Below are 12847 nucleotides of genomic sequence, written 5' to 3'. Positions count from 1 at the left end.
ACTTGTTTTTGTGCCGCGGGCGGCGGCTGCGTAGCCTAAGCGCAAAGGAATTCCGCCAGGGGAAGACAATGGCTGCAAGAGCGCGCCGCCGCGGCAGAGAAGCCCGGATCGAAGCCGAAAGCGCACCGGCAGAAGACAACCCGCCGGTCTGGAGCGGCATTGAGGGCGGCCGGTTCCGGCCTCTCAGCGACGCCGATGAGGCTGAGATCAACGAGGCGGTGCTGTCGCTGCTGGAAACGCTGGGGCTGAGCCAGGCAACACCTTCGATGATCGAGAAAGTCTGCGCTGCGGGTGGCAGCTATACGCAAGACAAGCGGCTGCTGTTCCCGCGGGCGCTGGTTCTGAAAACCATCAAGGAAGCCCGCCGCGATGTGGTGCTCTATGGCCAGGATCCGCGCCATGATCTGAACCTGTCCGGCAAACGTGTCCACATGAGCTCGGGCGGCGGCGCGCCCGGGGTATTTGACCTTGAGGACGGGCGCTACCGGGATAGCACGCTGAAAGACCTCTATGACGCGGCGCGCATTTGCGATGCGATGGAAAATATTCACCATTTCAGCCGCTCGGTGGTGGCCCGCGATGTCGGGGACGTGGCGGATATGGACCTGAACACTGCCTATGCCTGCCTGATGGGCACCTCCAAACATGTGTCGGTGTCGGTTTCCGAACCGCAGAATGTGCAGCAGCTGGCGGAGATGTGTTATGCGCTGGCCGGATCCGAAGAGGCCTTTCGCGCGCGCCCCTTCCTGACTGTGATGGTCTGCCACGTGGTGCCGCCGATGCGCTTTGCCGAGGAGGCGCTGGACACGCTGGAGGCCGCGGTTCTGGCGGGTTTCCCGGTGCAGCTGATCTCGGCAGGCCAAGCGGGCGCCACCAGCCCGGCAACCATTGCGGGCTCGCTGGTGCAGGCTGTGGCGGAAACTCTGGCCGGGCTGGTGTTTGCCCGGCTCGTCGACCCGGATGCCGCCGCGATCTATGGTGCCAAGCCGCTGATTGCCGACCTGCGCACCGGATCAATGTGCGCAGGCGGCGGCGAGCAGGCGATCTTGATGGCGGCCGCGGCACAGATGGGCCGGTTCTATGATCTGCCCGTGACCTCGATTGCCGGCATCACCGACTCCAAGACGCTGGATGCCCAGTATGGCAGCGAGAAGAACCTGGCCGTGTCTTCCGCAGCCCATGCCGGTTCCAACCTGATCACCCAGGCCTGCGGCATGCAGGCAAGCCTTCTGGGCGTGTCGCTGGAGGCTTATGTGGTCGACAACGACATGATCGGCAACATCCTGCGGACCCTGCGCGGAGTAGAGGTGAATGCGGAGAATATCGGCGCCGAGGTGATTGCCGAAGTCTGCCGTGGTGAAGGCCACTATCTGGGCCACCGCCACACCTTCAGCCGGATGAAGTCCGACTACTTCTATCCGCATCTGGGTGACCGCCAGACCCCGAGGGAGTGGGAAGAGCAGGGCGCGCGCGCGATTGGCGAAGTGGCCAGGGACAAGGCGCGGGAGCTGCTGGCCGGCCACTTCCCCGCCCATATTCCGGACGGCAAGGACCAGGAACTGCGCGCGCGGTTCAATATTCGTCTGAGCCGGGCGCAAATCGGGCGGGCGTGATGCTGGACCACCCGCTTTTTCCCCGGCAGCTGGACCTCATACCGCATTGCTGGACAGACGGCACGGCCGCCGGTTGGAGCATTACCGAATGCCGGGATGCGGGTACCACCCAGGCCATGCGCATTGCCCGCAAGGCAAAGGCGGGGCAGCTGTTCGTCAATGGCTTCCTAAAAGGCGGCGGCACCATCCCCTTCGGCGGTGTCAAGGACAGCGGCTTGGGGCGTGAAAAGGGGTTTCCCGGCATCAGTGCTTGTTGCGCCACAAAATCCTTTGTTTTGAACCACTAGGAGCCGGCATGAACACCAGCCAATCCCTTGCTGAGCGCGCCCGCCTTGTCATGCCGGGCGGGGTCAGCCATGAGCTGCGCTACAAGACTCCGCATCCGGTCTATTTCACCCGCGCCAAGGGGGCTGAGAAATGGGACGCGGACGGCAAGCGCTATATCGATTTCAAGCTGGGCGCGGCCAGCCAGATCCTGGGCCATGCCCACCCTGAGGTCGCCGCCGCGGTGGCAGCCCAGATGGGGCGTATGCCCTATACCGGCGATTGCCACCCGCTGGAGGTGGAATGGGCCGAGTGGCTGAACCGTCTGTTCCCCTCGGCGGAGCGGGTGCGTTTCACCGGGTCCGGCACCGAGTCCACTATGCTGGCGCTGCGGCTGGGCCGGGCGCACTCGCGCCGCGACAAGGTGCTGCGCATCGACGGCCATTTCCATGGCTGGCACGACATGCTGATCAAGGGTGCCAAACCCGGCACCACTACCGTGCCCTCGCTGGGGGTGCCGCAGGCGGTCTGCGACCTGACCGTGGTGGCCCCGCCGGATCTGGACGCCATTGCCGCGCTGTTGGATAGCGACCCGCAGATCGGCACGGTGTTTGTCGAGGCTTCGGGCGCCAACTACGGCTCGGTGCCGCTGCCCGAAGGGTTCCTGCAAGGCATCCGCGCGCTGGCTGATCAAAGCGGCCATGTGCTGATCTTTGACGAGGTGATTACCGGTCTGCGCTGGGCGCCCGGCGGGCGTCAGGCCCGCGACGGTGTGGTGCCGGACCTGACCACCCTGGCCAAGGCCGTAACCGGTGGCCTGCCCGGCGGCGCAGTTGTCGGAAAAGCGGAAATCATGGAGCTCTTGAACCCGGGCGAGACCCGCGACGGGCTGTCGCCGCCAGTCAGCCACAAGGGGACTTTCAATGCAGCCCCAATGGTCGCGGCGGGTGCCGTCAAGGCGATGGAGATCCTGTCCACCGGCGCGGTCCAAGCCCAGGCCGATGCGATGGCGGCCCGGCTGCGCGACGGCTTCAACGCTGTATTCGGCGAACTGGAGGTGCAGGCGCTGGCCTATGGCGGCAGCTCTACCTGCCACATCTATTTCGGCGGCACCTCAATTGACGGGCTGGACACAGCGGCCATCCGGAAAACCCCGCCTACCGTCGTCAAGGGCCTGCGCGACGGGCTGCTGGAGCGGGGGGTGGATTTCATGTCTTTCACCTCTTGCGTGACCGGCCTGCCGCATACCCCGGAATTGATCGACGAGGCTGTGGAGCATTTCCGCGGCACCCTTTCCGCGCTCATCCGTGACGGAGTACTGCAATGAGCCTTCCTTCTCACGCCCGCACTGTCATCATCGGCGGCGGTGTCATCGGATGTTCCATCGCTTATCACCTGGCCCGCGAAGGGCGGAAGGATATCGTGGTGCTGGAGCGTTCGAAACTCACCTCCGGCACCACTTGGCACGCCGCCGGGCTGGTACGCCGCCTGCGGCCTTCGGCAACGCTGACCAAGCTGATCGACTATTCCATTGATCTGTACAGAGAGCTGGAGGTGGAGACCGGCCAGGCCACCGGCTGGACCCAGACCGGCTCGCTGACTTTGGCCACCAACCCCGACCGGCTGACCAACATTAAACGCCAGGTCTCGCTGGGCCGCGCCTTTGGGCTGGAGGCGGAAGTGGTGGATGCCAAACGCGCCAAGGAGCTGTGGCCGCTGATCGAAACCGATGATGTGATCGGCGCGGTCTGGTCGCCTGCCGATGGCCGGGTGAACCCCTCGGACGTGGCTTTGGCGCTGTCCAAGGGCGCGCGGGCGCGGGGGGTGCAGTTCTTTGAAGATACCGCCGTCACCGGGTTGCAGAAGAAAGGCGGACGCATTTCCGGCGTCGAAGTGGGCGAGCATCTGATTGAGGCCGACGAGGTGGTCATCGCCTGCGGCCTCTGGTCCCGCGAGGTTGCCGCCATGGCGGGCGCCCATATGCCGCTTTACGCCTGCGAGCATTTCTACATCCTGACCAAACCATTGGAAGAGGTGCAGGCGCTTGGCAAGGGCGCGCATCTGCCGACGCTGAATGACCAGGACGCCTTCCTCTATGCCCGCGACGATGTGGAGGGCCTGCTGGTCGGCTGTTTCGAACCCCACGCCAAAGGCCTGCCCCTGGACCGTCTGCCCAAGGACTTCTCGTTCGACCTGCTGGACGAGGACTGGGACCATTTCATGCCGATGATGGAAAATGCCCTGCGCCGCATCCCGGCGTTGGAGAAGGCCGAGGTTCGGATGCTGCTGAACGGCCCGGAAAGCTTCACCCTCGACAGCCAGTTCATGCTGGGCGAAAGCCCCGAGGTGCCGGGGCTGTTCCTGATGGGCGGCATGAACTCCACTGGCATCGCACTGGCCGGCGGCGCGGGGCGCGCGATGGCGGAATGGATCATTGCGGGTGAGCCGGCGATCGAGCTGAACGAGGCTGACATCCGCCGCTTCAGCCCCGAAATGAACGTGCTGGGCGCGCTGGAGGCCCGCATCCCCGAGGTGCTGGGCCGTCACTATGACAACCCCTATCCAGGGCGTTCCATGGAGACCGCCCGCGGCCAGCGCCGCTCGCCCATCCACGCTGGCCTTGCGGCTGCCGGTGCGCGTTTTGAGAGCCGTGGCGGCTGGGAGCGCGCTGTGCACTTTGGCGGTGCGGACGCGCATCTGCCGCTGACCTTCGGCGTGCCTGCCTGGCGCGATCAAGTGGGCCGAGAGGTAGACGCCTGCCGCAACGGCGCCGCCATTCTGGACCAAAGCGCATTCGGCAAGATCATGGTGCAGGGGCCGGATGCCTGTGCCTTCCTCAACCATCTCTGTGCGGCGCAGATGGATATCGCCGAGGGCCGCATCGCCTATACCCAGATCCTGAACCGCAAAGGCGGGGTGGAAAGCGACATCACCGTGCAACGGCACGGGGCAAACGCTTACCTCATGATCGCCGGCGCCGGTGAGGTGGTGCGCGACCTGAAGCGGATGCGTGAGACCAAAGATGCGTTTCACGTGGAATTCACCGATGTCACCAGCGGCTACGCGATCATCGGTCTAGCAGGCGCAAAGGCTCGCGAGGTACTGCAAGCGACCTCGAACAGCCCGGTGCCGGATTTGAAACGCTTCCAGTTCGCCGCTGTCGAGATCGGCCTGGCGCGCGGCTGGGCCGGGCGGCAGAGTTTCACCGGCGAGGAGGGGTATGAACTGTACATCCCCGCCGACATGGCCATGGCCGCCTATGAGGCACTGTTGGCGGCAGGTGCAAGCCATGCAGGTCTGTACGCCAGCGGGTCCTTGCGGATCGAAAGCCGCTTTTGCGCCTTTGGCCATGAGCTCAGCCCCGGCATCACGCCGCAGGAGGCGGGCCTGGGTGTTTTCTGCGCCTTTGGCACCGGGTTTGTAGGCGAAGAGGCATTGATGTCGCACACCCCGAAGCGCCGGATTGTCTCAATCCTGTTTGATGATCCGGAGGCCATCCCGATCCACGACGAGCCGGTCTATTTCGGCGGCGATGTGGTGGGGCAGATCACCTCGGCCGCGTGGAGCTATCGCTACGGGCGTTCGTTGGCATTGGCGATGATTGATGCACCCCTGGGCCTGCTTTCCAAAAACACCGTTGTCCCGGGATTTGAGGTCGAAATCGCCTGCACCCGCTATGGCGCTAAGGCATCTCTGAAACCCGCCAAAGAGGCGTTTCGCACATGACTGACATCCCCCGCACCACACAGGTTGCTATCATCGGCGGCGGCATCATGGGCGTGGCCGCCCAGTTCCAGCTGGCCGAGAACGGCTGGACCGACACGATCCTGTTCGAGAAGGCGGAACTTACTTCCGGCTCCACCTGGCACGCGGCGGGGCAGATCGCCCATGCGGTGGGCAGCCGTCTGGCGGGCTGGATCAACAAGACCTCGATCGATACCTACAAGAAAGTTGAGAAGGAAACCGGCCAATCCATCGGCTGGCATGAGGTCGGCGGCTTCCGCATTGCCACCAACGATGACGAGGTGGATTGGATGAAGTCCATCATGGGCGTCGGCAAACTGCTGGACCTGCCGATGGAACTGGTCGGCCCGAAGGAGGTCGCCAGCGTGAACCCTTTCTACAAGACGGATGACGTCAAGGCGGCTGTGCGCACCTTTGAGGACGGCCATATCGACCCCTCATCCGTCACCATGGCGCTGGCCGCGGCCACCCGCGCGCGCGGAGCCAGGATTGAACGCCGCAATCAGGTTCTGGGCGCCTCCCGCAAGGGAGACATGTGGCTATTGCGCACGGAAAAGGGCGATGTGCTGGCCGAACATGTGGTGATTGCTGCAGGTTCCTATGCCAATCAGGTGGGTGAGTGGTTCGGGCTGAAGATCCCCTCGGTCAGCTGCCTGCATCACTATCTGGTCACGGATACGGTGCCGGAGTTTACCGGCCGCCCGGAACTGCCGGTGATGCGCGACAACGCCTATGGCGGCTATATCCGGCAGGAGCAGAAATCCGGCCTGATCGGCATCTATGAAGGCCACGTCTGCCCTACGGTCTGGGAGATGCCGGGCGGCGCGCCTTGGGCCGCCGAGAATGAGCTGTTCGAGGCGGATTACGACTCCATCGGTGATTTTCTGATGATGGCGTTTGAGAAGATGCCGGTGCTGGCGGAGCTGGGTATCAAGCGCGTGGTGCGCGGCGCCATCACCCATACGCCGGACGGCGGCATGCTGGTGGGGCCGTCGGGCGCGCCGAATGTCTGGCTGTCCTGCGGGTCTTCCATTGGCCTCGCCTGGGGCGGCGGTGCTAGCAAGGTGCTGGCCGATTGGATGGTGCATGGCGAAACGCCGATCAACACCCGCGGCATGGATCCGCGCCGCTATGGCAATTTCTCGACCGATCATTTCATTGTCGAGCGCACCAAGGATGAGTTCATGCGCCGCCATGATACCCCGTGCCCCGGCAAGCAGTTCAACAGCTTGCGCCCGCTGAACCGCCATGTGCTTTATGACCGGCTGGCCGCCAAGGGCGCGGTTTTCGGCGAGGTCGCAGGCTGGGAGCGCCCGCGTTACTTTGGCGAGGTGGGCGAGACAGAGCAGATCGGCTGGGGCCATCAGCCCTGGCACGCCAATGCCATGGCAGAGGCCAAGGCGGCGCGGGAGGCAGCCGGCGTCATCGACCTTTGCGCCTTTGCCCAGTTCGAGATCACCGGCAGGGACGCAGGCGTGCTGCTGAACCGGCTGTCGGCCAACAAGATCCCCGCGCGCGACGGGCGGATGAGCCTCAATCACCTGCTGACCGAAAAGGGCCGGTTTGAGACCGAGATCACCATTTGGCGGATGTCTGAGGGCCGATATTTCACTGGTTCGCCAATTGCCCGCGCCAATCCGGATTTCGACTGGATCAAGTCGCACATCCGCGATGGCGAAGACGTGCAGATGATCAACCGCACCCACGATTGGGGCATGCTGGCGCTCTCCGGCCCAGCCTCGCGCCGGATCCTGGCGGAGCTTACCTATGCAGACCTCACGAACCAGGCTTTCCCCTGGCTGTCCGGGCAGGAGATCACCGTGGCGAGCATTCCCTGCTATGCGTTGCGGGTCTCTTTTGTGGGCGAACTCGGCTGGGAGCTGCACGCGCCGCTGGAGCAGATCGGTGAACTCTATGACGCGCTGTTTGCCGCTGGAGAGAAACACGGGTTGAGCGACCTTGGCTCCTATGCCTTCAACGGTATGCGGATGGAGAAGGCTTATCGCGCCTCCGGCGAGCTGACCACCGACGTGGGGCCGCTGGACGTTGGGCTGGAGCGGTTTGTGGTGACAGAGGGCCGGACCTTCCTGGGCAAGGAGGCGCTGCTGGCCCGCGATCCGGGCTGGGAGCTGTTCTACGCCGAACTGCATGCGGAAGGCATCGGCATCCACGGCGGCGAGCCGGTGCTGCTGGATGGCAAACCAGTCGGTCTGACCACCTCGGGCGGCTATGGCTTTACCGTCGGCAAATCGCTGGGCTGGCTGTTTGTCCGCAAGGGCACCCCGCAAGAGGGCCTCTGTGTGCAGATCCTGAACCGCGAATTTCCCGTGACCGTCCACCCGGACGCCCTGTTTGACCCGCAGAACCTGCGGCCCCGATCCGAGGATTAAGACATGACCATGATCAATGGCGGCGAGGCCGTCTACCGCGTGCTGCAGGCGAATGGCATCGACACTGTGTTCGGCCTGTTGGGCGGCTCGATGCTGGAACTTTACGACGCGATGTATCAGGGCGGCGGCATCGGCTATGTCGGCGCGCGGGATGAGCGTGCGGCGGGTCATATGGCCGATGCCTGGGCGCGAATGACCGGTAAGCCCGGTGTGGTGCTGGGGGCGCAGGCAGGCCCCGGCGTGGTCAACATTGTGACCGCGGTAGCCGAGGCGCAGCTGGCCTATTCGCCGCTGGTGGTGATTGCCGGGGCCATCAGCCGCTGCGATCAGGCCAAGGATACCTTTCAGGAGGTTGACCAGGTTGCCTTATTCGCACCGATCTCGAAACGCTCGGTCATGGTCACGGATCCTGCGCGCCTGGCACCGATGCTGGAGGACGCGATCCGGCTGGCCAACTCGGGCCGCCGCGGGCCGGTGGTGCTGCATGTGCCGCGCGATCTGTTTGCCGCCGGCGTACCCGCCATCGACCCCAAGCCAGTGAACATCGCCCGCCCGGGGCCTGCGGCGCCGGAAGACATCAGCGCCATCGCAAATCTGCTCGCAAGCGCGCAGCGCCCGGTGATCTTTGCGGGCGGCGGCTTCAAGTGGGGCAAGGGACGCGAGGCGCTGACCGCCTTGGCGGAAACGCTGGAGGTGCCGGTGGTGGCCTCGACCGGCCATGCCGACGTGATGCGCCACGGCCATCCGTGGTTTGCAGGCCAGGCCGGTCCGCGCGGCAACCGGGTGGCCAGCCGTCTGACCAAGGAAGCCGACGTGATGGTGGTGCTGGGCGCGCGGCTGGGCTTCAACTCCACCTTTCACAGCAACGATTATGTCGGTGCAGACACCCGCATCGCCCATGTGGACATCGACGGCTCTGCCGTTGGGCGCTACTTCCCGGCGGAAATTTCGGTGCAGGCCGATGCCAGGCTGACTGCCGAGGCGCTGGCCACTGCGGCGTCGAAACCTGCCGCGGATGAATGGCGCGCGGCGTTCAAGGCGGATATGGCCAGCCTCGCTGCAGAACGCCAAGAAGAAGCGCAAATCGCCACCCTGCCGATGCACCCGCGCCGGGCGCTGGGCGAAATCCGCGCAGCACTGCCCGAAAACGCAATCGTCACTCTGGACACCGGCAACACCTGCCTGCAGGCCGCCGACCGGCTGGCGCATTACGACCCCCTCAGCCTGATCACGCCGCTGGACTTCGGCCTGGTCGGTTTTGGCCTGGCTGCTGCGATTGGCGCCAAGGCTGCCGCGCCGGACCGCCCGGTGGTCGCAATAATGGGCGATGGCGCTGCCGGTTACACCATGATCGAAATCCAGACCGCCATTCAGCACAAGCTGCCAATTGTGGTGGTGGTCTTGGACAACGAGGCCTGGGGCGCCGAGAAAGCCTATCAGCAGGAGTTTTATGGCGGGCGTCTCTTGGGGGCTGAGATCACCTCGCCGCGCTATGACAAATTTGCGGAGCTTTGCGGCGGCAAGGGAATCTGGGTCGCTGGTCCCGGTGAAATGGGCCCGGCGCTGGAGGCCGCACTGGCCAGTGGCGAGACCACCATCATCCAGGGAAAAATCGACCCCGGTGCGCTGATGACCCTGCGCAAGGACCTGTTCAAGGCGCCAAAGCAGCCCCGATGATGAGCTATCCCGATATCGTTGTGGCGGGCGGCGGCAATGCCGCCCTTTGCGCTGCGATCACCGCGGCGGAGGCGGGCAAGCGCGTGCTGATGCTGGAGGCCGCGCCCAAGCCCTACCGCGGTGGCAACTCGCGCCACACCCGCAACTTCCGCTGCATGCATGACGGGCCTCTGTCGGTGCTGACCGGCACCTACGGAGAGGATGAATATTACAACGACCTCTTGCTGGTGACAAAAGGCAATACCGACGAGCGCCTGGCCCGCATGGCGATCCGCGGCAGCCAGGAGAGCCAGCCCTGGATGGAGGCGCATGGGGTGCGGTTCCAGCCCTCGCTGTCGGGCACCTTGTCGCTGAGCCGCACCAACGCCTTTTTCCTTGGCGGCGGCAAGGCGCTGGTCAACGCCTATTACCGCACCGCGGAGGCGCTGGGGGTCGAGGTGCTCTATGAGGCGCCAGTCACCCATATCGAACTGGACAGGGACCGGATTACCAGGGTTGATTTCACCCATGGCGGCGCGCGCCACAGTCTCAGCCCGCCCGCGGTGGTGGCGGCCTCTGGCGGTTTTCAAGGCAATATCGAACGGCTGGTCGAGGCCTGGGGGCCGGAGGCGGAGAACTTCCTGATCCGCGGCACGCCTTACAACCGCGGCGATGTGCTGTTCAATCTGCTGGGGCAGGGGGTGCAGTCCATCGGCGATCCGACCCAATGCCACGCGGTGGCGATCGACGGCCGCGCGCCCAAGTTCGATGGCGGCATTGTCACCCGGCTCGACTGCGTGCCGTTCTCAGTGGTGGTGAACAAACATGGCGACCGTTTCTATAACGAGGGCGAGGATGTCTGGCCCAAGCGCTATGCGATCTGGGGGCGGCTGGTGGCTGCCGAGCCGGAGCAGGTGGCCTATTCGATCATCGACTCGAAATCCAAGGACCTGTTCATGCCCTCGGTCTTCCCGCCGGTCACTGCGGACACGATTCCGGAACTGGCGGGCAAGCTGGGGCTGGACCCGCAGAAGCTCGCGAGGACTATCGGAACCTTCAACGCCTCCTGCCGCCCCGGGACTTTTCACCCGACCGAGCTGGATGGGCTGGCGACCGAAGGCCTCACTCCTCCCAAGACCAACTGGGCCCGCCCGATCACCGAGCCGCCGTTTTACGGCTACTCGCTGCGCCCCGGCGTGACCTTTACCTATCTGGGATTCAAGGTGGACGAGACCGCCCAGGTGCAAGGTGCGGATGGACCGGTTGAAAACCTTTGGGCCGCAGGCGAGACTATGGCCGGTTCGATCCTGGGGCAGGGCTATCTGGCCGGCTTCGGCATGACCATCGGCACGGTTTTCGGCCGTATCGCGGGCCGGGAGGCCGCCCGATATGTTTGAACAGAGCCAAATGGAGCGCAAGGCGGCGGCCCGGATCGACGAAGCCCGCCGCCAGATCGAGATCTGCAATGCCTGCCGTTACTGCGAGGGCTATTGTTCAGTCTTTCCGGCAATCATGCGGCAGCGCAGCTTTGCTGACGCCGATGTTACCCAATTCGCCAACCTCTGCCACAACTGCCGTGGCTGCTACTACGCCTGCCAATACACCGAACCGCATGAGTTCGACCTGAACCTGCCCGGTATTCTGGCAGAAGTGCGCACCGAAAGCTGGGAGCGCTTTGCCTGGCCCAGCCCCTTGGCCAGGCTGTTCCAGCGCAGCGGCACGGCGCTGGCCGTGGCCCTGATGCTGGGGTTTGCAGTGCTGTTCTGGGCCGCGCAGACGCTGCGCCCCGAAAGCGGTGAAGGTTTTTATGCGGTGATGAGCCACGGGCTGATGGTCTCGGTGTTCATGCCCGCCTTCCTGCTGCCGCTTCTGGCGCTGTTTGTGTCCTTGCGCCGATATTGGCGCCATGTGGGCGGGCAGGGGGTTGGGAGGTCCCAAATCCGTCAGGCATTGAGCCGTGCCGCATATATGAAGGACCTGTCAGGCGGTCAGGGGCAGGGGTGCAATTTTGAAGACGAAGACCGCTTTTCCAACGCACGCAGATACGCACATCAGGCGGTTGTGTGGGGGGTCTTCATGTGCTTCGGGTCAACCATATCGGGTACCATTATGCATTACGTTTTCGATTGGCCCGCGCCCTACGGGCTGCTCAGCCTGCCTAAGCTGCTGGGCGTTCCAGGCGGGCTGCTGCTGACAGCAGGCTGCCTGGAACTGGCCCGGCTGAAGCTTAAGGCTGAACCGGCCTTGGGAGCCAGACGGGTATGGGCCGGAGAAATGGGGTTTGTGCTGCTGCTGGGGTTCGTATCGCTCAGCGGTTTGTTGCTTTATGCTTCTGCGGGCACTGCGGCGGTTGCGGTTTTGCTGCCGTTGCATCTTGGCGCGGTGCTGACCTTTTTTCTGCTGATGCCCTACACCAAAATGGCGCATGGGTTCTTTCGTCTTGCGGCACTGATCAAGGACGCGGCAGGTAATTAGCAGTCTGATAGACCGAGTAATCGCAACGCGCTGGACGATATCCTGGCCCGTTTCATTTGAACGCAGCGCAAGCTTAAGAATGCGTGCCGGAAGCAGGTTCGCCAAAAAGGGCATTAAGGAATAGTTTTCAACTCAAAGGCCGCGGAACAGGGCGCGCACAGCCTGTCTTTCCAAAAGCCCATCTGCGGGATCATTTTGGCCTTACGCGCATTGCCGGACCTGCGGCAATATCCATAAAGAGGTTGCTGAAGAAGTCTGGCTTCAATGCGGTTCAATAAACATAGTTCTCTCTTAGCAGAATGACTACGGAGGAAATTATGCGCGGAACAGGGAAGATGAGCGGAATTCTGTTCAACAATGCCGCCATGGAAAAGCAGAGTCCTGAGCGGTCTTCTTTGCGCATCCGCTGTCGACTGTCCCAACCGGGATGACTGCTGCCGAAACAGCGGATGCGCAAGCGGGATACCTGCACGGTCGGTCACTATTGTGGTAATGTGCCGGGTCCCTTGGGGCGGCCGGATTACATCAAAGTTTTATTTGGCATTGGAACCCAGAGCAGGAAACTGCGTATTTGCTGTCCGCTCTGAAGGGGCTGGGTGAAGGACATCTGAATGCTCTTTGGCCCTGCAGGCACCGGGCGGGGTGCAATCGTGATCTGCCTTTCCTTGTATAGTGCTGCTTGCCGCGGGAAGGAGCAATACAACA

Annotated in this window: 8 protein-coding genes; all 8 read left to right on the top strand. The window is 63.8% G+C overall.

Annotated elements, in window-relative coordinates; genetic code table 11:
- Positions 1 to 68 precede the first annotated feature (68 nt).
- From K3724_RS15870 to tcuB, 8 genes are read left to right on the top strand one after another with little or no spacing between them, the layout of a single operon-like run.
- Positions 69 to 1613, top strand: a complete 1545-nt coding sequence (locus K3724_RS15870) for a trimethylamine methyltransferase family protein (RefSeq protein ID WP_259987009.1) — start codon at positions 69 to 71, stop codon at positions 1611 to 1613.
- On the top strand, positions 1613 to 1900 hold the full coding sequence (locus tag K3724_RS15865) for an aldehyde dehydrogenase family protein (protein ID WP_259986994.1): 288 nt from the start codon (positions 1613 to 1615) through the stop codon (positions 1898 to 1900). Before K3724_RS15870 ends, K3724_RS15865 begins: the two co-directional genes overlap by 1 nt.
- An 8-nt stretch (positions 1901 to 1908) precedes the next feature.
- The gene (locus tag K3724_RS15860; protein WP_259986984.1) at positions 1909 to 3204 is read left to right on the top strand and encodes an aspartate aminotransferase family protein; all 1296 of its coding nucleotides are present in this window, start codon (positions 1909 to 1911) and stop codon (positions 3202 to 3204) included.
- Positions 3201 to 5603, top strand: coding sequence for an FAD-dependent oxidoreductase (locus tag K3724_RS15855; RefSeq protein ID WP_259986975.1), 2403 nt, complete (start codon positions 3201 to 3203; stop codon positions 5601 to 5603). Before K3724_RS15860 ends, K3724_RS15855 begins: the two co-directional genes overlap by 4 nt.
- Entirely contained in the window at positions 5600 to 8011 is a 2412-nt protein-coding gene (locus K3724_RS15850) for an FAD-dependent oxidoreductase (RefSeq protein ID WP_259986973.1), read from the top strand. Before K3724_RS15855 ends, K3724_RS15850 begins: the two co-directional genes overlap by 4 nt.
- Before the next feature lie 3 nt (positions 8012 to 8014).
- Entirely contained in the window at positions 8015 to 9688 is a 1674-nt protein-coding gene (locus K3724_RS15845; protein ID WP_259986971.1) for a thiamine pyrophosphate-binding protein, read from the top strand.
- On the top strand, positions 9688 to 11064 hold the full coding sequence (tcuA, locus tag K3724_RS15840; RefSeq protein WP_259992662.1) for an FAD-dependent tricarballylate dehydrogenase TcuA: 1377 nt from the start codon (positions 9688 to 9690) through the stop codon (positions 11062 to 11064). The genes K3724_RS15845 and tcuA overlap by 1 nt, the downstream gene beginning before the upstream one ends.
- Positions 11057 to 12142 carry a tricarballylate utilization 4Fe-4S protein TcuB gene (gene tcuB / locus K3724_RS15835; protein ID WP_259986969.1) on the top strand — a complete coding sequence of 362 codons (1086 nt, stop codon included), beginning with the start codon at positions 11057 to 11059 and terminating at the stop codon, positions 12140 to 12142. Before tcuA ends, tcuB begins: the two co-directional genes overlap by 8 nt.
- Positions 12143 to 12847 lie beyond the last annotated feature (705 nt).

It is taken from the genome of Leisingera sp. M658, assembly GCF_025144145.1.
GTDB lineage: Bacteria > Pseudomonadota > Alphaproteobacteria > Rhodobacterales > Rhodobacteraceae > Leisingera.
This window is presented reverse-complemented; position numbering and strand designations above follow the sequence as displayed.